The organism is Paenibacillus ehimensis NBRC 15659 (assembly GCF_004000785.1).
Classification (GTDB): domain Bacteria; phylum Bacillota; class Bacilli; order Paenibacillales; family NBRC-103111; genus Paenibacillus_G; species Paenibacillus_G ehimensis.
In genome coordinates this window covers 1-21,199 of sequence record NZ_BILX01000021.1, presented here as the reverse complement: position 1 = coordinate 21,199, position 21,199 = coordinate 1, and the positions used below count along the sequence as shown (strand labels likewise).

Annotated in this window: 19 protein-coding genes; 13 read left to right on the top strand and 6 right to left on the bottom strand. The window is 51.9% G+C overall.

Annotated elements, in window-relative coordinates; genetic code table 11:
* Positions 1-8: 8 nt before the first annotated feature.
* The 6 genes from PEH01S_RS14245 (at position 9) to PEH01S_RS14220 (ending at position 8,591) form a co-directional block, all read left to right on the top strand.
* Positions 9-878, top strand: a complete 870-nt coding sequence (locus tag PEH01S_RS14245; protein ID WP_025852605.1) for a carbohydrate ABC transporter permease — start codon at positions 9-11, stop codon at positions 876-878.
* Positions 879-1,023: 145 nt separating this feature from the next.
* Positions 1,024-2,577 (top strand): type 2 periplasmic-binding domain-containing protein, encoded by a 1,554-nt coding sequence (locus PEH01S_RS14240; protein ID WP_025852604.1) that lies wholly within the window; start codon positions 1,024-1,026, stop codon positions 2,575-2,577.
* Between the two features lie 166 nt (positions 2,578-2,743).
* Entirely contained in the window at positions 2,744-3,769 is a 1,026-nt protein-coding gene (locus PEH01S_RS14235; RefSeq protein WP_025852603.1) for a response regulator transcription factor, read from the top strand.
* On the top strand, positions 3,766-5,589 hold the full coding sequence (locus tag PEH01S_RS14230) for a sensor histidine kinase (RefSeq protein ID WP_127486194.1): 1,824 nt from the start codon (positions 3,766-3,768) through the stop codon (positions 5,587-5,589). Before PEH01S_RS14235 ends, PEH01S_RS14230 begins: the two co-directional genes overlap by 4 nt.
* Before the next feature lie 55 nt (positions 5,590-5,644).
* A complete protein-coding gene (locus PEH01S_RS14225; protein ID WP_127486192.1) occupies positions 5,645-6,667 on the top strand; it encodes a response regulator in 1,023 nt (340 codons plus the stop codon).
* Positions 6,668-6,788: 121 nt separating this feature from the next.
* The gene (locus PEH01S_RS14220; protein WP_127486190.1) at positions 6,789-8,591 is read left to right on the top strand and encodes a GGDEF domain-containing protein; all 1,803 of its coding nucleotides are present in this window, start codon (positions 6,789-6,791) and stop codon (positions 8,589-8,591) included.
* Here the strand turns inward: PEH01S_RS14220 and PEH01S_RS14215 are convergent.
* A complete protein-coding gene (locus tag PEH01S_RS14215) occupies positions 8,588-9,358 on the bottom strand; it encodes an HAD family hydrolase (protein ID WP_127486187.1) in 771 nt (256 codons plus the stop codon). The genes PEH01S_RS14220 and PEH01S_RS14215 overlap by 4 nt on opposite strands.
* A 182-nt stretch (positions 9,359-9,540) precedes the next feature.
* On the opposite strand from PEH01S_RS14215, the gene polA reads away from it, so the two are divergent.
* The 5 genes from polA to PEH01S_RS14190 all read left to right on the top strand — a co-directional run bounded on the left by polA (position 9,541) and on the right by PEH01S_RS14190 (position 15,123).
* Entirely contained in the window at positions 9,541-12,228 is a 2,688-nt protein-coding gene (gene polA, locus PEH01S_RS14210) for a DNA polymerase I (protein WP_174807136.1), read from the top strand.
* A gap of 45 nt (positions 12,229-12,273) precedes the next feature.
* Positions 12,274-13,137, top strand: a complete 864-nt coding sequence (gene mutM / locus PEH01S_RS14205) for a DNA-formamidopyrimidine glycosylase (RefSeq protein ID WP_025852593.1) — start codon at positions 12,274-12,276, stop codon at positions 13,135-13,137.
* 86 nt (positions 13,138-13,223) lie between these two features.
* Complete coding sequence (gene ytaF / locus PEH01S_RS14200; protein ID WP_127486185.1) at positions 13,224-13,907, top strand: sporulation membrane protein YtaF; 684 nt, start codon at positions 13,224-13,226, stop codon at positions 13,905-13,907.
* 41 nt (positions 13,908-13,948) lie between these two features.
* Entirely contained in the window at positions 13,949-14,545 is a 597-nt protein-coding gene (gene coaE / locus PEH01S_RS14195) for a dephospho-CoA kinase (protein ID WP_025852586.1), read from the top strand.
* Positions 14,542-15,123 (top strand): lytic transglycosylase domain-containing protein, encoded by a 582-nt coding sequence (locus PEH01S_RS14190; protein WP_025852584.1) that lies wholly within the window; start codon positions 14,542-14,544, stop codon positions 15,121-15,123. The genes coaE and PEH01S_RS14190 overlap by 4 nt, the downstream gene beginning before the upstream one ends.
* A gap of 86 nt (positions 15,124-15,209) precedes the next feature.
* Here PEH01S_RS14190 and PEH01S_RS14185 read toward each other — a convergent pair whose 3' ends face one another.
* Positions 15,210-15,434, bottom strand: coding sequence for an alpha/beta-type small acid-soluble spore protein (locus PEH01S_RS14185; RefSeq protein WP_010496076.1), 225 nt, complete (start codon positions 15,432-15,434; stop codon positions 15,210-15,212).
* A gap of 98 nt (positions 15,435-15,532) precedes the next feature.
* Between PEH01S_RS14185 and nrdR the strand changes: the two genes are divergently transcribed.
* A complete protein-coding gene (gene nrdR / locus PEH01S_RS14180) occupies positions 15,533-16,015 on the top strand; it encodes a transcriptional regulator NrdR (RefSeq protein WP_025852583.1) in 483 nt (160 codons plus the stop codon).
* A gap of 189 nt (positions 16,016-16,204) precedes the next feature.
* Here the strand turns inward: nrdR and PEH01S_RS14175 are convergent, their stop codons facing one another.
* From PEH01S_RS14175 to PEH01S_RS14160, 4 genes are all read right to left on the bottom strand, one after another.
* Entirely contained in the window at positions 16,205-16,576 is a 372-nt protein-coding gene (locus tag PEH01S_RS14175; RefSeq protein WP_127486183.1) for an iron chaperone, read from the bottom strand.
* 155 nt (positions 16,577-16,731) lie between these two features.
* A complete protein-coding gene (locus PEH01S_RS14170; RefSeq protein ID WP_127486181.1) occupies positions 16,732-17,142 on the bottom strand; it encodes a hypothetical protein in 411 nt (136 codons plus the stop codon).
* Between the two features lie 770 nt (positions 17,143-17,912).
* Positions 17,913-18,536: an S-layer homology domain-containing protein gene (locus PEH01S_RS14165; protein WP_127486179.1), complete on the bottom strand. Its 624-nt coding sequence runs from the start codon at positions 18,534-18,536 to the stop codon at positions 17,913-17,915.
* A 124-nt stretch (positions 18,537-18,660) separates the two neighbouring features.
* Entirely contained in the window at positions 18,661-19,767 is a 1,107-nt protein-coding gene (locus PEH01S_RS14160; RefSeq protein ID WP_025852577.1) for a hypothetical protein, read from the bottom strand.
* Between the two features lie 311 nt (positions 19,768-20,078).
* On the opposite strand from PEH01S_RS14160, the gene PEH01S_RS14155 reads away from it, so the two are divergent.
* The coding region (locus tag PEH01S_RS14155) for a helix-turn-helix domain-containing protein (protein ID WP_164827839.1) at positions 20,079-21,199 on the top strand (1,121 nt) is incomplete at its 3' end.

Below are 21,199 nucleotides of genomic sequence, written 5' to 3'. Positions count from 1 at the left end.
GAATGCAGATGAATCATATAACTCCGGCTGGCCGGGTATTCTCGGTATTGAATTATGTAGTGCTTACGATTCTTGCGGCGACGATGATCCTGCCGCTGCTTCATGTGGTCGCCCAATCGTTCAGCGCCGACGCGGCGATCAACAGCGGGCAGGTGACGCTGTGGCCGGTACAATTCACGCTGGAAAATTACCAGCTGATCTTAAAAGACGGCTCCGTCTGGCGCTCCTTCTCGGTCAGCCTGTTCATTACCGTCGTCGGAACGATCATCAATCTGATCGCCACCGCGGCGCTCGCTTACCCGCTGTCGCGTCCGGAATATGCAGGCCGCACGTACGTGCTGCTGATGGTGCTGGTCACTTTGATTTTCCAGGCTCCGCTCATCCCGAACTATTTGCTGGTCAAAAATTTGCACCTGCTCGATACGGTGTGGGCGTTAATTATCCCGAGCGCCATCAGTGCGTACAACCTGTTCGTCATGCGCTCCTTCTTCGTCAATCTGCCGAACGAGCTGATCGATTGCGCCCGGATGGACGGCTGCGGCGAAATGCGAATCGTCTGGAGCATCGTTCTTCCGTTGTCCAAGCCGGCGATGGCGACCATGGGACTGTTCTACGCGGTGTCGCACTGGAATACGTACTCCAATGCCTTGTATTATATTAATAACCGGGCGCTTTATCCGCTGCAGGTCCGCTTGCGCGAAATCGTCATTACCGACTTCTTCGGCTCGTCCGATCAGCTGTCGCAGTTTACGAATACGTCCCCCGAAGGAATCAAAATGGCGATTATAACGGTGGCGACGATTCCGATCATGATGGTCTATCCGTTTCTTCAGCGTTATTTTGTCAAAGGGATGCTGATCGGCTCGATCAAATCGTAACCGTTCATCTGATGGCAGAACAGTCCCCCATCGTAAAAAAACACATCGTCATAATAAGTTAGCCAATTCTATATCCGCTTTGAAATCGCTATCATTTGAATTGGGCAACATACACATACTTTTTAAGCGAAAGAAGGGGTTCGACTTGAAAAAGCTCATCAGTACGGTGCTGGTTGGTTCGCTTGCGGTAACGGCAGCCGGATGCGCCGGCGGTAAGAACGAAGGCGAAGCGCCGGGCGCCGACGGGAAGCAGGGACCGACGAAGTTTACGATTTCGCTGAATACGAGCGGAAATGCTTATGCGGAAAGCTCGCCGAATATTAACGAAGACAAGTGGGTAAAAAAGCTGGAGAAGCTGGCGAATGTCGATATGGATATCCGCTTCCTTCCACTCAAGGAATTCGACCAGAAAATGGCCGTCATGTTCGCAGGCAACGACATCCCCGACGTTGTTCAAGGCAGCAGTGTGAACAGCAAGGCGATGTCCGGTTCGGTGGAGGCCGGGCTGTTCATGCCGCTGGACGATCTGCTCAAAGAGTATGCGCCGAATCTGATGAAGCAGGTGCCGAAGCAGGCCTGGGACGAGGTCAGCTACGAGGGTAAAATTTATGCCGTTCCGGCGTGGCTGTCCAATCCGTCGCGGCGCGCGCTGTTCATCCGGACGGATCTGCTGGAGAAAACCGGCCTGCCTGCGCCTAAAACAGTCGAGGACATGCTAAACGTGATGCGCGCGATGAAAAAGCTCGGTGTCGAGAATCCGTACCAAATCCGGGAAAAATTCAAGTATGCCGATACGATCTTCGGCTCCTACGACGTGATCGGTTCCCAGTTCGAGCTGCAGAACGGACAGGTCGTTCCGAAATTTTTTGACGTAGAGAATATGACGAAAGCGCTTCAAGCCTACAAAACGATGTTCGACGAAGGCTTGATTCCCAAAGATTTTGCAACGGTCACATCGACCGACTACGGCAAAAATATCGAGGCCGGCAAAGTCGGCATGTGGTCCGCCAATGCGGAAGGCATGGCCAACTACCGGACCAAGGTGAAGAAGGTCGTGCCCGAGGCCAAAATCGACATTATTCCGTCGCCGAAAGGTCCGGAAGGATACGGCGGGCATATTTTGTACGGCTCCTTATCCACCGCTTTGTATATCAACAATAATGTAAAGAAGGAAACGGCGATCGGCATCATCAAATTTTTGGACTGGATGCTGACCGACGAAGCGGAGAAGTTTTTCAGCATCGGGGTGGAAGGCGAGAATTACACCGTAGAGAACGGGCAGATCAAATACAAATTCCCGCAAACGAAAGAAGAAGTGGACGAAGAGGGCTTCCGCGGCAATCTGTGGTGGACGCATGACATTACCATCAACAAACTGCGCGCCTCCTTGTCCCAGGACGGCAAGGACTTGGCCAAAGCGTTCGATACGGTGCTGGCCAAAGAGGGACTCGGCACGATCGAATTTACGCCGACGCTGAATGCGTTCGCCAAATACCCGGATCTTATGCCGACGAGCGATACGGCGCCGAAGCTGATCATCGACCATATGGTCAAAATGATCTACGGCAAAGAGCCGATCTCGGATTGGCCGAAGGTTATCGAAGAATATAAAGCCAAAGGCGGCAACGAAGTCATCAAGGAAGCGACGGAGCGCTACAACAAGAAGGAAGGCGTCATCGTCCGCAACAATGTGAAGTAACGGTCGGCGGCCGGCACGCCGCTGTCCGTCAAACCCAACTTCTCTCATTGCCCTGTGTCCCGAAAGCGTAGTAAAATCATCATACAGATCACGGTAAAGTATCCGTTTTCGGCCTGTCCGGAGCGGATACTTTTCCCTTAGGCGGACCTAACAGGAGGGGTATTCCATGCATTTGCTCATCGTGGACGACGAGCCGGTCATCCGCAAAGGCTTGGTGAAGATGGCGGAGCAATACAGTCCCGCGTTCGCCGGCATTGCCACCGCGGAGAACGGAGTGAAGGCGCTGGAGCTGATCCGCTCGCAAGAGCCCGACATCGTGCTGACCGATATCCGGATGCCCAAGATGGACGGATTGGAGCTGTGCCGCAGCATTCACGAAGAATTCCCCGATATTCAAACGGTCGTCATCTCCGGCTTCAACGATTTCGAGTATGCGCAAAAATGCCTGGCTTACGGCGTGAAGCAATACTTGCTGAAGCCCGTGACGAAGCCCGAGCTGCATGAAGCGCTGGATACGGTGCTCAAACAAAAAATGAAAGGCTATGTCCCGGTATCCAAATACGTGGAATGGGTAGGCAAGCTGGAGCAGTGCATCTGGGCCAATCAAGCGGACGAGCTGGCCCGGTATTTGGAGCAGTGGCGGAGGTATTGCCTCGACTCCGGCTTGTCGGCCGCGAAGCTCCGGGAGCTGCTCGGCGATTGTATCCGCTTGCTCGTTCAGCGGCTGCAGGAGCGGAATGCTTTTTCGGTATCTCCGGAGACGAACGAGACGATGGCCGGGCATACGAAGGCCGAGCTGCTGGACGATTTCGAGCAGACGCTGCGGGCGATTTACCGGAAATTGATCTCGGCGCGCCGCGGTCAATTCAAGGACCCGATGGAAGAAGCGAAGGCCTACATCGATCAGCGCTTGTCCGAGGAGGTCACGCTGGAGGAAGTGGCCGAGCTTGTCGGGCTGACTCCGACCTATTTCAGCGCGTTGTTTAAAAAAATGACCTCCGAAACGTTCGTCCAATACCGGATCAAGCGCCGGATGGAGAAAGCGCTTCAATTGATGGCTCAGTCCCATATTCGCATCGTCGACGTGGCGCTGGAGGTCGGGTACGACGACTATCCGCATTTTACGAAAACGTTTAAAAAGATTGTCGGCATTTCGCCTTCGGAATACCGCAGCCAGCTGGGGATCAAATGAAAAAGGCGAGCCTGTACCGGAAGCTGTTCCTCTATTTCCTGACCGTCATCATCGTTTCGCTGACGACGGTCGGCATCGTTACGTACTACGCCTCCTCCCAGGAGCTGGACCGGATGGTGGAGCGGCAGCTGTCCCAGATGGTCGGCAATGCGGCTTACCATACGGATCTGTATCTGAAATCGTATGAGCGATCCATGGTTTCGCTGCTCACCAACAAGGAGGTCAAACGTTTTATTGATCTGCCGGCAGGGCTGGAGGGATACGAGTTCTATGAGATCCAGAAGCAGATCAAGGAATACGTGATCGACCCGATCTTTATTCGGAATCCTGAGATTACGGCCGTGTATTCGATCAGCTTCAACGAGAACGCCGTGTATTACTATAACGAAGTCACGGGATCGTCGTTTACGCCGGAGCAAATCAAGGAGCAGCTGACCTTCTTTAAGACGAATACGTCGGCCTACGGGAACCTCAGCGTGCTGAACCGCAGCATTATCGAAAGCCAGAACAACCGGACGATCACCCTGGTACGCCAAATTCGCGGTTTAACGTCATCGGAGCCTCAAGGCATTCTCGCGATCGAGCTTCGTTCTGCCGAGCTTTCGGAGCTGTGGAAAGGCATCGAGCTCACCAGCACCGGCTTCTTCTTCATCGTCGACGAAAGGGGACGGATCGTGTATCACCCTCAAAGAGAGCGGATCGGGAAGAGTGTACAGCCGGAGCTGAAACGCAGCATCGTCGAATCGGGCCTGCAGTCCTTCGTGGCGGAGGAGAGCGGAGAGCGGCGCTTGTACCGGAGCCAAAAGTCCGCCTATTCCGGCTGGCATCTCGTTGTGTCCATGCCGATGGCCGAGCTGCGGAAGCCGGTCGATACGATTCGCGTCACATCGATCGTTGTCGGTCTGTTTACGCTCGTCTTTGCGTTATGGCTGGCCTTCCGCTTCGGGAAGTCGATTACCGGGCCGATCCGGGTGCTGAAGGAAGGCATGCGGGAAACCGAGAAGGGCAACTGGGCGACTATCCCGCTTCCCGAGCAGCGGCAGCGGGACGAAATCATGGAGCTGATGATCCGCTACAACCTGATGGTCAACCGGTTGTCGGAGCTCGTGGACAAGGTATATCAGGCCGAGCTGAAAAACCACGAAATCCAGATGGAGCGGCAAAAAGCGGAGTTCCAATCGCTGCAGCTTCAGATCAATCCGCACTTTTTATACAATACGCTGGAGACGATTGTGTGCTATGCCTTCGTCGAGGATTCAGACGAAATTTCGGAAATCGTACGCGCGCTGGCCTACATGCTGCGTTATTCCGTGCAGACGAATCTGGAGGAAATCACGGTGGCCAACGAGCTGAAGCACGTGCTTAACTATATGATCGTGCTGAAGCACCGGGCCGGGCGGGAGTTTGAGATCGACGTCGCCGTGAAGCCGGAGCTGCTGCTTCACAAGATGGTGCGGCTGACGCTGCAGCCGCTTGTCGAAAACGTATTTCAGCACGCGTTCGAAGGCGGCGTGGAGGATTATCACTGCATCCGGATCGATGCGGGCGAAGGAGACGGCACGTTCTGGGTCAGCGTCGAGGATAACGGGAACGGCATCCCGGAGGAGCGGCTGGCGGAGCTGCGGGAGAAGCTGGAGGCGAACCGTCTTGTCGACGGGGGGGACGATGCTGGCAAGAAGGGCGGAATTGGCATTGTTAACGTGCACAGGCGCATTCAGATGGTATTCGGCGAGCAGTATGGCCTGCACATCGAGAGCCGGCTCGACGAGGGAACGAAAGTGACGATGGTCATGCCTTCCTCGGGCAGGCCGTCAGGCTGAAGACAATCGCCGATGGTTGCGTTTTGCGCGGCCGCGGAGCGAAGGGGGGATTAGGATGCATGTTGTCGTCGTCGAAGACGAGCCGATGATCCGGCTTGGGCTTACCCGGATGGTCGAACGGTACGGGGCGGGAAAGCTTCGCGTTACCGCCTTCGCCAACGGCGAGGAGGCCGCGGCTTTTGTTCGGGACACTCCGCCCGATCTGGTGCTCACGGATATCCGGATGCCTCGGATGGACGGGCTTGAGCTGTGCAGAATCATCTCGGAAACCCGGCCCTCCGTCAAGACCGTCGTCATCTCCGGTTACGGGGAATTTGCGTACGCGCAAAAATGCCTGACATACGGGGTCAAGGAATACCTGCTCAAGCCGGTCACGCCTGGCGAGCTGTATTCGGTGCTGGACCGCGTTCTGAAGCCGGTCCGGGCCGAAGCGCCGTCCATTTCGGAATACGAGCAGTGGCTCGATGCGTTGGAAGAGGCGGTCTGGAGCGCCGACCCGGACGCGGCTGCCGCCTGCTGGACAGAGGGGAAGGACCGGTATTTCGAGGAGCACGCGTCTCCCGAGCGGCTGAGCGCAGCCGTCAACGACGTGCTCCGCTTGCTGGTGAAGCGTCTGAACGCCAGAGACGTCTTCCTCTTTCCCGAGCCGCCCGAGCGGCGAAGCTTTCCTGCCCGGCAGGAAGCTCTGGCCTTTCTGGAGGAGGAGATTTTCAAGCTGTCCGGGCTGCTGCAAACCTACCGCGGCGGCAACTTGAAGAACGTCTGGGAGGAAGCGAAAGCGTATATCGATCAACATCTTGCGACGGATATCAGCCTGGAAGAGGTCGCCGGGAAGGTAGGGCTCGCCCCGACTTACTTCAGCCACCTGTTCAAAAAAACGGCGAACGAAACGTTCGTGCAGTACCGCATCCGCAAACGGATGGAAATGGCCAAGCGGCTGCTGGAAATTCCCCATTACAAAGTCATCGATGTCTCCTTGGCCGTCGGATACCAGAGCTATCCGCACTTTTCCATCCTGTTCAAAAAGGCGGTCGGCTGTTCTCCTTCCGAATACCGCCAATCGATCGGCATCAAGTAAGCAGACGGCTTCTCCGCAAATATTTACAATCGTTTAACAAACCGGGACGTTCCGTGTTAACACTGGGATAAAATTCCCATGGTATAGTAGAGCCAAAGACACGGAAAGTCAGGGATGGTCAATGACGATAGAACGAATGACAGAGCAACCGACCGACGGTTCGGCGCTTCATAGCGAGCTGGAAAACATCTTACATCAACAAGCCGTAACGTCCGTTTATCAGCCGATCATTTCGCTGAGGGACGGTACCGTTTTCGGCTACGAGGCGTTAACCCGGGGCCCGGAGGGCAGCCCGCTCCATTCTCCGCTCAAGCTGTTCGCGGCGGCGGAGTCCGAGGGCTTGCTGTATCCGCTGGACCGGCTGGCGAGGGCCAAGGCGATTCAGGGCGCGCTAACCCGGACGGAGGAGGAGATGCTGTTTCTGAATCTGTCCGCGGAAATTTTGAACGACCCGCAGTTCGAGCCGGGCCGGACGCTGGAGCTGCTGGAGCAGCGGGGGCTGACGCCGGGGAATGTCGTGTTCGAGATTACGGAGCGCAGCTCCATCGAAGATTTCGACGCGGCCAAAACGATTCTGGACCATTACCGCCAGCAGGGGTACCGGATTGCGATCGACGATGCCGGAGCAGGGTATTCCTCGCTGCAAGCCATTGCCGAGCTGCAGCCCGATTTTATCAAAATCGACCGCTCGCTCATCAAGGACATTCACCTCCACAAAACGAAGGAGTACATCCTCGAAACGATGCTGTCGTTCGCCGAGAAGCTGGGCATCCACCTGATCGCAGAGGGCATCGAATCGGCCGAGGAGCTGATGAAGCTTACGCGCATGGGCGTGCATTTCGGCCAGGGCTTTTTGCTCGGCCGTCCCGGCAAGGAGCAGGCCTCGCTGCGGCCGGAGCTGAAAAATCAACTTCTGCTGCACCGCAAAATTGTCGAAACCGCAGGCAGCGTCTGGGCCATCGGCGATCTGTCGATCCCGTATCCGTCGTTCGAGAATTCGACGCCCATCTCGGCCGTCGCCGGTTATTTTAAGAAAAATGCGAATGCGCTCGGCGCGGCGGTTGTTTCCGGCGGCGTGCCGACCGGACTGATTATGCGGGACCGCTTGTTCCAACAGCTTGCGGGGCAGTACGGATACTCGCTGTTCTGGAACCGCCCGATCGATCAGGTGATGGACCCGGCGCCTCTTATTGTGGACGAGCACATGTCGGTCGAGGAGGTGTCCCAGCTCGCGACTTCGCGGGAGATTCAAAATTTGTACGATCTTGTGATCGTCACCTCCGAGGGACGGATGCTGGGGATGGCTTCCATAAGATCCATTCTCGAGTGCATCACGAATGCCCGCATGGAAAGCGCCAAGGTCGCCAATCCGCTGACGGGACTGCCGGGCAATCTGCAAATCTACCGGGAGCTGAGCAAGCGGCTGACGGACAAGAAGCCGTTCTCGGTCATCTATGCCGATCTCGATTATTTCAAATGGTTTAACGACCGGTACGGCTTTCAAAAAGGCGATCAGCTCATTCAATTTACGGCCGACTGCATTCAGCAGGCGATGGGCGTGTTGGGGCGGCCTTTCGATTTCGTCGGCCATATCGGCGGGGACGATTTTATTGCGATTACGGCGAGCGAGGAACCGGAGAAGCTGTGCGGCGAAATTTTGCGGCGGTTCGATGCGGGGGTCAAAATGTTCTACGACGAGGACGATTGGACGTATGTCGAGGATCGGCAGGGCAACCGGATCGATAGCGACGGCGTCACGCTGTCGCTGTCGCTTGTCATCTGCAAGGCGGCCGCCGCCGTGACGCCGGAGCAAATCTCCGAAACGGCGGCCAAGCTGAAGAAGCAGTCGAAAGCGCACCGCGGGAGCGTCTTCAGCAGCGATGCGGTCGGCGTTCCGGAGAGCGACGGGCCGATTGAAATTTAACCAAGGAGCTGGGGGAGCTGATCCAGCTGCTTGATCAAATACACTTTACGCTTTCCCAGCCGCTGCTGGGAAATTTTTTTGTCGTCCGAATCGGCGGACGGACCGGCCGTTCCGGGATGGAGCCATACGGCATCCAGGCCCGCCTTTACGGCGCCGCACACGTCATGCTTCCACGAGTTTCCTACCATGAGCGCCTGCCTTGGCGCAAGCTGCATCGTTTGGAGCGCCGTCTTAAAAAGGTAGGACGCGGGCTTCTTGTCCGCGGGCTTCTGCGCCGTGAAGACGCGTTCTTCGGGAAAATACGATTCCAGCCCGAACCGCTGCAGCATCATCAGCACTTCGCTGCGAGGGCTGTTGCTGATGATGGCGAGGCGGTACGACCGGGACAGCGACTCCAACGTTTTTGCAGCCTGCGGCGCCATGGTCTTCGCCGATACCTGCAGGCGGCGGATATTCTGCATGAAGCTTCGCAGCATGCCGGAGGACACGGGAATCCTCAGCGCTTCGAACGCTTCCCGCAGACATTGCTGCTGGAGCTCGTCAAGCTGCTTGAACGTCGTCCGGCCTTTTTTGCGCTGCTGCCAACGGGTGATGTACTGCTCCCAGAGCGCATCCGCCTCCGGGCGGTCCTCCGCCGCCCATCTGGCCGAATAATCGTCCCACACCTCTCCGAAGCATTGTTCGAAGCTGAGTCCTTGCTGCACCAGCGTCTGATTGACATCGAAAAAAATCGCGCGTTTTCCGTTCAAACGAACCGAATCTTTCATGAACCCAGCCTCCGATCTCCTTTCCGCTCGAAAGGCGCCGTCAAGGATCAAAAGTTAGTTCATTTTATGCGGCAAACACGGCGCACACCCCTTTTTCGCGAAAGCTTTCCAAAGGTTTTTTTCTTATGCTGTCCTATGCTATCATGTATAGAGTAGGAAGACTGCCGAATGAGGTGAATCCATTGTCCAAGCTTATTTTGATCGACGGGAACAGCATTGCCTACCGCGCTTTTTTTGCATTGCCGCTGCTGAGCAATTCCAAGGGGCTGCACACGAACGCGGTCTACGGGTTCACCACCATGCTGCTCAAGCTGCTGGAGGAACAGAAGCCGACGCACTTTCTGGTCGCATTCGACGCGGGGAAGGCGACGTTTCGACATAAAGATTACGCAGAGTACAAAGGCGGGCGCGAGAAAACGCCGCCGGAGCTGTCCGAGCAGTTTCCGCTGCTCCGCGACCTGCTCGGATCGTTCGGCATCCGCCAGTTCGAGCTGGACGGCTACGAGGCCGACGATATTATCGGCACGCTGACGCGTATTGCGGACGAGAAAGGCGGCATCGAGGTCGTCGTTGTCACCGGGGACAAGGACATGCTGCAGCTTGCAAGCGGGCAGGTGACCATCGCGCTGACGCGCAAGGGCATCAGCGAGGTCGAGCTGTTCGATCCGGCGCACATCGAAGAAACGTACGGGCTGAAGCCGCATCAGATCATCGACCTGAAAGGGCTGATGGGCGATACGTCCGACAACATTCCGGGCATCCCGGGAGTTGGGGAGAAGACGGCGCTTAAGCTGCTGCACGAATACGGCTCGGTCGAGAGCGTGCTGGAGAACGCCTCGCAGATTAAGGGCAAGCTTGGGGAGAAGGTCGCGGCGAATGCCGACAGCGCCCGGATGAGCAAGGAGCTTGCGACGATTTTCCGGGAGGTGCCGGTCGATTTTTCGTGGGACGAGCTGGCCTACCGCGGATATGAGGATTCGGAGCTTGCTGAGATGTTCCGCAAGCTGGAGTTTAAATCGTTATTGGAGCGGCTGCAGCTGCCCGCTTCCGGCGCTGCGGCACCGGGGGCAGCGGAGGCGGAGGCGGCGGGACCCGAGCCGCTGGCGGTGCTGGTCACGGACGACAAGCTGGCTGAGCTGACCGCCGCGCTGCCTCATGTCCGCGCGCTGCACGTGGAGGCGGCCGGCGACAACCCGCATAACGCCGAAGTGATCGGCGTGTCCTTGTATAGCGAAGAAGAGGGCGCGGAGCCTGTGTGCTATTATGTGCCTGTGGAACGGCTTGAGCAGGCTGAGGCTTCTGCGGTACGGGAGTGGCTTGCTTCGGAAGACAAGCAGGAGGTTTCCATCTACGATCTGCACCGCGCCATCATCGTGCTGTCTTGGCGCGGGATCGAGCTGGGCGGCATCGGCTTCGATGCGCTGCTTGCCGGTTACTTGCTCGATCCGACGGAGTCGTCGCTGACGCTGGACGGCCTGACGTCCCGTTACGGACTGCGGCCGCTTCCGGCCGACGAGGAAATATTCGGCAAAGGCGCGAAATTCAAAGTGCCCGAGGAAGACGTGCTGACTGCCTTTTTGTGCCGCAAAGCCGCCGCGGTTCATCGGCTGACGCCGAAGCTGAAGGAAGCGCTCGAAACGAGCGAAATGCACGAGCTGTTTTACGAGCTGGAGCTTCCGCTGGCGCTCGTGCTGGCTTCGATGGAGCGCAAAGGGATCAAGGTGGACGCGGAGGAGCTCAAAGCCTACGGCGCGGAGCTTGGCAACCAGCTTGAGGGCATCATGCAATCGATTTACGATGCGGCCGGGGTCGAGTTTAACATCAACTCGCCGAAGCAGCTCGGGGAAATTTTGTTCGAGAAGCTCGGGCTGCCGGTCATCAAGAAAACGAAAACCGGGTATTCGACCGACGCCGAAGTGCTGGAGAAGCTGGAGCCGTATCATCCGATGGTCGGCCACATTCTCCATTACCGGACGCTGGCGAAGCTGCAATCGACTTACGTGGAAGGCCTGCTCAAGGAAGTGCGTCCTTCGACGGGGAAGGTGCATACGTATTATAAGCAGACGATCGCCGCGACCGGGCGGCTCAGCAGCCAATACCCGAACCTGCAGAACATTCCGATCCGGCTGGAGGAAGGCCGCAAAATCCGCAAGGTGTTTTTCCCTTCCGAACCCGGGTGGAAAATCTTGACTGCCGACTATTCGCAGATCGAGCTGCGCGTGCTGGCCCACATTTCGCAGGACGAGAAGCTGATCGAAGCGTTCCGCGAAAATATGGACGTTCATACGAAAACGGCGATGGACGTGTTCGGCGTATCCGAAGCGGAAGTCGATTCGAATATGCGTCGTCAGGCCAAAGCGGTCAACTTCGGCATCGTATACGGTATCAGCGATTACGGGTTGTCGCAGAACTTGAACATTACCCGCAAGGACGCGGCGAAGTTTATCGAGCAGTATTTCGCCGTGTTCCAGGGGGTTCGTCAATATATGGACGATATCGTCAAAAAAGCCCGCCAGGACGGCTATGTCACGACGCTGCTGCAGCGCCGCCGTTACCTGCCGGAAATTAAAGCCTCGAACTTCAACCTGCGTTCGTTCGCCGAGCGTACCGCGATGAATACGCCGATTCAAGGAACGGCCGCGGATATTATCAAGCTGGCGATGGTCCAATTGGACAAGCGGATGAAGGAAGAGGGCGTACGCAGCCGCATGCTGCTGCAGGTGCACGACGAACTGGTGTTCGAGGTGCCGGAAGACGAGATTGACTTGATGAAACAAATGGTCGCCGAAGTGATGGAGTCTGCCCTGAAGCTCGACGTGCCGCTGAAGGTCGACGTCGACGCCGGGGACAACTGGTACGAGGCGAAGTAATCCGCTTGGACAGCGTCCGGGCGGAATGGAGGAGGGGAAAGGCTCATGCCGGAATTGCCGGAGGTCGAAACGGTGCGCCGTACGCTCAATCAGCTTGTGATCGGCAAGAAGATCGAGCGCGTGTCCGTGCTGCTGCCCCGCATTATTCAGCATCCGGACGACATCCAGGCGTTTGCCGTTATGCTGGAGGGAGAAACGATTCGCTCGGTCGAGCGGCGGGGGAAGTTTTTGCGGTTTATGCTCGACCGTTATACGCTGGTCTCGCATCTGCGGATGGAGGGACGCTACGGGGTCTACCGCTCGGATGAACCGATGGAGAAGCATACCCATGTCGTGTTTCATTTTACGGACGGCACGGAGCTGAGGTACAAGGACGTGCGGCAGTTCGGAACGATGCACGTCTATCCGAAGGACCGGGATTTGCTGGAGGCGCCGCTCAAGAAGCTCGGTCTCGAGCCGCTGGATGCGGCGTTTACGCCGGAAGCTTTCCGCGCAAAGCTCGGAAAGCGCAAGACGAAGATCAAGCCGCTGCTGCTGAATCAGGAATACATTGTCGGCATCGGAAATATTTATGTGGATGAAGCGTTATTTCTGGCCGGTGTCCATCCGGAGCGGGAAGCCCATACGCTGAGCGCGGCGGAATCGGCCAAGCTTCATGAAGCGATTGTGGAGACGTTGAAGGATGCCGTGGCGGCAGGCGGGTCGTCCATCAAATCGTACGTCAACGGTCAAGGCGAGATCGGGATGTTCCAGCACCAGCTGAAAATGTATGGACGCAAGGACGAGGCTTGTCTGACTTGCGGCACGGCTATAGTCAAGACGGTGGTAGCCGGGCGCGGCACCCATTATTGTCCTGTCTGTCAGCCGCTAAAGCCTAAGCGCGGCAAACGGGAAGCGCTCCAAGGCTAACGGGTCCTTGCGGAACGGCAATACGCACCCTCCGCCCAGAACAGCCATATAGTATGGTGTGCAGTTACTGGTGAGGAGGGAACGCAATGTTGTCTGTCGCTTCGTTGCTACTGCTTGCCTTTGCCGTCAGCTTGGACGGCTTCGGGGTAGGCGTCACGTACGGTCTTCGCAAAATCCGGATCCCGCTCCCTTCAATCGCGATCATCGCGGCCTGGTCGGGCGTTATTATTTTCGCTTCGATGCAGATCGGCGTCTGGATGAGCCGGTTTGTCGACCCGGTCGTGGCGAAAGATATCGGCGCCGTCATTTTGATGGGGATCGGCTTGTGGGCGCTGGTTCAGATGGTCCAGCAAAGACGGCAGGAATCGCAAGCGGGGCAGGCGAACGAGCCGCAGCCGCCAGTCCCCGCGCCGGGACCGGCGACGGCTAAGGAAGTATTTTATCTTGAACTGAAACGATTCGGTCTGGTCATTCAAATTCTGCGCACGCCGTCCATGGCGGACGTGGACCGTTCCGGCAACATATCGGCTTACGAAGCGACGCTGCTGGGTCTGGCGCTCTCGCTGGACGCTTTCGGGGCGGGGATCGGCGCCGCCTTGCTCGGCTTCACGCCGTGGCTGACGGCGGCGGTCATTGCGCTGGCCAGCGGCACGTTTCTGGGAATCGGTCTGCAAATCGGATTGCGCTATGCGGAGCTGAAATGGATTCGCAAGCTGTCCGTTTTGCCCGGATTTGTCTTGATCCTGATGGGCATCATGAAACTGTTCTGACCATACAACAACATCATCTTGGATATAATAGGGGAATGACCATGAACATCGGATTAACCGGGGGAATTGCGTGCGGGAAAAGCACGGTGGCCGGGATGCTCGTCCGGCGCGGCGCGCTGCTGATCGATGCGGACCGGATTGCCAGAGAGGTCGTGGAGCCGGGAACCCCCGTTCTGGCTGAAGTGATCCGGCGGTTCGGAGACGATCTGCTGCTGCCGGACGGCTCTCTTCACCGCAAAAAACTGGGCGAGCGCGTCTTCGGCAATCGCGAGGCGCTTCGCGATCTGGAAAATTTGCTGCATCCTCCCATTCGCGCATTGATACGCGAGAGAATGCAGGCCTATGCGGCAGAGCAGCCGGACAAGCTGGTCGTCGTCGACGTGCCGCTCCTGTATGAATCGGGGCAGCAGGCGATGTACGAGCAGGTGATGGTTGTCTACGTGCCGCGCGAAGTGCAGCTTCAGCGTCTGATCGCAAGGGACGGCATAACGGCGGAGCAAGCGGAGAAACGGCTGCTGTCCCAGATGCCGATTGAGGAGAAGAAAGGGCTTGCCGATTGGGTGATCGACAATTCGGGCACCCTGGAGGAAACGGAAAAGCAAATTGAAGCTTTCTGGAATGAAAGGGGGCTATCATGAGCTTTTGGCGGAAAAAGCGGGTGTTCGCCTTGCTGCTGCTGACGTTTGTTATATTTTTGTTTTTAAGCAGCACTTATGTGGGGCGCATGCTGTATCCGATCCGTTACGAGCAGGAAATACGCCAAAACGCCGCAAAATACGATCTCGATCCTTTTCTTGTGGCCGCCGTCATTCGGGTGGAATCCAACTATCTGGCGGAAACGGAATCCAAGAAGGGCGCATACGGAATGATGCAGCTTATGCCGGATACGGCGAATTGGATTATTGACAAGGCGCGTTTTAGTGAAGAATTCAGAACCAGGCTTAACGAACCGGCTGTCAGCATCGAGCTGGGTTCTTGGTATCTTAATTGGTTATTTAAGCAATTTAACGGGAATAAAATTGCGGTTCTTGCGGGCTATAACGCGGGGCATGGCAAAGTCAGCCGCTGGCTACAGGAGAAAGAATGGGACGGAACGCTCCAGAATGCGGACCGTATTCCTTACGGGGAAACGAGACATTACATACAGCGTGTAATGTATTATTATAACAAGTATGTTAAATTGTATGGGGAAGAGTGGGGAGAGCAAGCCGCTTGACCTCTCAAGGCAAAGAAGTATCGGACAAGCCGCCTTGAACGGGAGCTTAAGCCCGATACTTCTTGCGTATTCTTTAAAACGTGTTATTATTTGAATTGACCGGCAAGAGACTGCTCGGCGATTTGCACCAGGCGACGAGTGATATGACCACCGATCGCACCAGTATCACGAGTAGCCATGTGACCGAAATAACCGTCCTGAGGGATGGCGATGCCCAGTTCTTGCGCTACTTCGTATTTCAGTTGATCCAACGCTGCATTCGCTTGAGGCACTACCAATTGATTGCTGCTGCGGGATTGACCTGCACCCATGTCTGTTCACCTCCTTGTCGTTGGTAATCCTATTATGTGCGATTGCCCGCACTTCATGACAGGGAGCTATTGGGAAATAGGGGAGGAAGAAACGATCGATGAAATGCCCATATTGCGATTATTCCGGCACGAAGGTATTGGATTCGCGTGCCGCCAATGAGAATAAATCGATCCGGCGCCGCCGCGAATGCGAGAAATGCCAGAAGCGGTTCACGACCTTTGAGATGGTCGAGGAGACCCCGCTCATCGTGATTAAGAAGGATGGAAGCCGGGAGGAATTCAACCGGGAAAAAATGCTGCGGGGCTTGATCCGTGCCTGTGAGAAACGTCCGGTATCCGTCGAACGGCTGGAAATGATCGTTTCCGAGGTAGAGAAGCAAATCCGCACGACGGCCCATGCCGAAGTGGACAGCCGCGAGATCGGAGAAATAGTCATGAGCGAGCTGTATCCCGTAGACGAGGTTGCCTATATCCGGTTCGCATCGGTGTACCGTCAATTTAAGGACATCGATATGTTTATGAAAGAATTAACCGAGCTGCTCTCCAAGCATCAGGCCGGCGGAGATACAAATAAGCTGTAGTGGCTTGTTATTTTCAGAAAAATGCCGCCAGGGGGAGGGGCCTTAGCTCAGCTGGGAGTCCCAGTAAGGCGAATGCACTACCATCATCCATCATGGCAAAATTCATCAAAGCGAAATTCGCAGTATAGCCTTCATACATTGCGGTATACTGTTAGCATAGATAAAGTAAGAGGCTAAAGGGCCTCTTTTTTATTTCCGCCAAAAAGTTGAACAGTCTGCCTTATCCAAAATATTAAACTCGATTATTTTCTCAAGTAATGAGAAATCAACCGAATGATCCCACTGGATACGTACCAACTGCTTGGTGTGATTATAGCCAGCCTGCACAATTTCATCAGCAAAATGATTAATCCCTGCACTTTCAGGAGCAACGGCCAAATGATGTTTGGCTACGCTAAAGCCGATAATAAATGTGCCGTGATCGGTAAACATAGGCTGATTCCACGCAATTTTTGGCACTAAATTTGGAAATTTCTTAGTTACCCAAGCCAAAACCTCTTCCGTTCGGGCCCGATGTTGCGGGTTATCAATATGCGCTAAATATTCTGCAAAAACTTCCAAGCTGCTCCCTCCTAAAATAAAAATCATGTCATTCAGAGAAGTTCTCGTCATCTATAGCAACATACCATAAATCCAAGACAAGAAAAGACCCGCTCACGGATACGGTCTATCGAAGTGGAAAAAGCGAATTTATTGAGCAATCGTCTCCCATTAGTTTAATCGTTAGGTATTATGTTATAACCAACCAAATAAAATTCAGCCGTTGGAGAGTCATTCTTCAGATACAGTTCCACATTATCTTTTTTAACCCCAACATTACATAAACTAACGGTTATCTCAAAATACTTTGCGCCATGTAAAGCATCTGCACGAATGCTCCCCTTATCTATTCTTTTTACTGTTACCCTCTCATTGATATTCGATATTCGTTCACAATGAAAGGTAGCATCTTCTGTTTTATAAATGTCTTTGAGTGAAGAAATTATAACTGAATGCAATTGTTGTAACAAAGCTTCCTCAAGTTGTTTTTCCCTAATTTCTGAATGAGCAGCTACTCTTGGCGTTATGATATTAATTAAAAGTATGCCTATAAGACTGAGATAGCAGTAGCGGGTATTCAAGTTCAAAAGGACTCGCCCCTTTTGATTTTTCCGGTATATTTCCCTTTCCGGAGAAAATTTATCACCTCTTTTCTGAGGTTTTGTTAGTTACATTAATTTCATAAAGCAAATGGAGTCGTGCTAAAGCAGTTCCACTTCTTGGGATCAATAAAAAACTCACGGATTTACTCCATGAGGACGCAAATTATTTGGTCATACTTGTCATTAAGAAAAAGCTAGTCTCTTCTACAAGCTATAGATTTGATCTGGCGTATGCCTTTGAAGAAAGAGCATGTACACGGTATAACATAGCCCAATTCTCTTTGAATCCATAGGGAACAGATGCTTCGCCAAACCTACCAATTTCCGACTTTTTTCCTTGACCTACAACAAATCGATCAAATGCTTCGAAATTGAAATTTAATGGCTGTACGCTTTCAGTCCAAAATAAGTAATTTTTGGTCACCTTTTTTATACTTGTTCAAAATCAATGATAATATGAGTATAGGTCGGCTTTTTTGTTGAGAAGAGTTTATGAAGTTTGTGATTATGCCGACCCTGATGGGATTCCGTATATTTCCTTTACGGTGAGTTTTACGTTCCCTAAATAGTAACCTGTCTCATTGATGTCTCTAGGGCAACTAACTTCTTTACCAACCCTGTACACCAAGCGCGCTTTGGAGCAAGGCGCTGCCACCCACCAGAATAATCACCTGAACCTCTTGTGACATCTTTGTACAGATTCAGGTCAAAATCAATTCAATGTGGCTTGGCTTAACTCCATGAGGGGGGATGAATTATTTTTCGGATTTTGGCTCGTATTTAACGGTTTCCTTTGGTGATTTTTGCAATTTGTCCAGTTTGGAGCGTACACGTTTAATCATGGTTAAAGCTTCAGCTCTTGTAAGAGGATCACCTTCCTTGAATCCTTCAAAAGAGTTATCAACTTTCCCTTCTACAAAGCCGTTGTCCAGAAGATAACGAATAGAATCCTGTTGGTTATAGTTTTTGCCTGTAGCATCTGCAATAATTTTGGCTGCTTGACCACGGGCTAGGCCAATATCAGAACCCTTAGGCTGATGGAAAGGAACAATGACATACCATCCGTAACTAAAGGCAAAGTGCGTATATGGGTAAGACCACTCCCCCGTATTATTAGGATCATCTAGACTAAAATCCGAAGGTTTATATGTCCTGACCAGCAGGGCTATAAATTCCTTTTGTCCAACAACTTGTTCCGGTTTAAAAGTGTTATCGGGGTATCCATCCACTATTTTTTCATTAACGGCCCATTGTATAGTATCTTTGGCCCAATGATCCTCGCCGACATCTTGAAATTTAATTTCTTCCGCATGTACGCTGTATCCGGAAAAAAACATCATTATGCATAGTCCTGCTAATAAAAACTTGCGTCCAATCATAAAACAATACCTCCTTTAAATGTAAACTCAACTCGCTATTTACAATTGACGAATATATTTCACGAAAGTTGCGGTGACAATTTAAAAAGGCCCCATACTTCTAGGGCCTTTCCATCAATTAAAATTAACGTCTTGGCAAATCGAAATAAATATTGACCTCGTTGCTAAAAGGTGTGCCATACACTCCTTTAATTGTTCGTTGCTCATCGTATGTGCCAGATTTACGTTCCGAACTTGTTTTTGAATAGTCCCAGTTCACGGTATAACCATTCGAATCCGCAAGCAAGACATTATAGTGCTTACCATATTGGCTGTATGAACCATCAGTTATGTCGCCTTCTCCTTCGAAAAAAGTTAGAGAGTGTTCATTATTCACGGCAGTCGTAGGATTATACTTATCAAAACCGTGTCCGGGTGCGTAGAAAGATATAGCACTCAATGGACTACCGGTATACCGATTAAATGCGCTTGTAAAGAGTGTATCGTTTTCTTCCCATGATACTAAAAGAACTTCGGCGTGCTCGTTTCTATCGATGATGTTACCCCCTTCCCACCAACCAGTCGTGCCCGGAGGAGCAGGATAAATATTCATTCCCAATTTCCAATACCGTCCATCCCTAGTGAATAGACCGGCATCCCCGCCTCCACCTGTTTCGTGGTAAAAACCAAAAAACTCCATTGCTCTTGTAGTTAGCGTGTTTGCCAGATAAACTTGAGGGAATTGAACATGCATGTAGCCCTTATGGTACCCTTTGGTGGAAGTATAAATATAATGTGCTCCTGTGTCCATCTCGTATCCATACCTAGAGGATGTAGAAGGGGTCATATCATTTTTTTGTTGCAACCGTTTAAATTTCTTTTCCGTCCCAAATCCCGGTTCCTTTTGTCCATTTACTTCATATCCACCTTCGGGAAGTGCTTTACCAGGAATCATCTCGTCAATTTTAGGGTTAACAATGCCTTGGATAAAGTTGGCTGCTTGTTCCTTGTTGAAATTGTTGATTTTCACGATCTTTGAAACAAAATCAACTTTATCACCCAGTTTGGAAATCGTTTCCTCCGTTACTCCTACAGAGTTTAATTCATTTCTTGCAACCTCGAACCTTTTTTCCACTTCTTGTTTTGAAATTGTGTTTGGTTCTTGAGGCGTCTCAGCAAATGCGTTACCAATCATAGGAAAAATAAGTAAAGTAGACGCTACAGATGTTAACAAGATTTTTTTGACTTTCATTGTTTCCGCTCCTTATTTGGAAGTTGAACAATTTGTGCGCATCAAATTGGACAATCTAAAAATATCATAATTATGTAAAATATGGGATAGGAATAGGCATCTATTTTTATTTCGTTGATTACTTGAAAAACACCTGAGTAGTTACAGTGATTACCAAATAAACGCTTTTACTTTGTAGAAGTTTATCGAATCATTGTATCTCAAGTAAGAATTTAGGAATTATCGTCAAGAAATAGTTAATTGTCATATGAAACTGACTTTGCTATAATTAGCCAATGTAAAATTTTAGTATAAAAAGGAAGGTATGTAGTATGGTGGATATTAAATATCAGCATAAAACCATCTCAGATATCATCTTCCAGTTTAGAAAAGAGAAAAATTTAACATACACAGAATTTGAGGAACTAACGGGTGTAAGCAGAAGTGTATTACATCGAATAGAGCGCGGAGAAACGAAGCGGCTAGAGTTAAAAAACTTAAAGGCGATAGCTGCTGCATTACCAGGACACTATACAGAAATTATGGAATGTTATCTTCAGGAAGAATACCGGACGGAAAATTTGTTCGAAATATTAAACGAAATACTGATGTGTGAAGTATCACATTCATTAGCCCCCAAAATCGCACTGAAAATTCTTCAATCTCCCAACAAAGATACTGAAGATGCCCTACAACGACTTTATGAATTTACAGAAAAATTAAGCGATCCTTCTTTGCGGGTGGCTCTTTATAAGATCATTGTTAAGTATTCAAGAGAGCATGGAGTAATGAAATACATTGCTAAGGGATTATTGCAAAAGCACTTAATTGAACGACTCGATTTAAAACGATTGGAAAAGTCTTTTCATGATGGACAAGAAGTATTACATTACTTGAATTTCTTATCCCTTGAAGAACAAATAACTCTTTATTTAAGAATGACACTACTTGCGTTCGCAACAAAAAAATATGACGAATGTATTCAGCTGTGTAAAACTGGAGTACTTTTGGAGCAAAACGATACAGAGTTAAAGGCAAGAGCCTATTTAGCCATGATTAACTCATATTTACTCTCCGGTAACTATGATGAAGCTGAAAAGGCATTAGAAATTTTCGAGTTATTTACGTATGACTTTGTTGAAGAAGCCGTAAAAATAACTCGTGCAGTACTAAAGGCGAGAAGGAAGGAATATGATAAAGCGGTACCCATGCTTCAAAATTATATAGAGGAAATTGGTAAGGAAAATAAAGTACATTTGGTAATTGAACTTTTGGACATTTATTTACAAACCGAGAATATGGAAGCAATTGCCGAAATCTTAGATAAAGAAGAAGAACTTTTACCGGATTGTCCACAGACACCACAAAAGCATTTTGATATAGGTATGTATTACCGTCTAAAAAGTGTTTACAGCTTTAAAGTGGGGCTGTTCGAAGAAGGGATTGAAGGTAT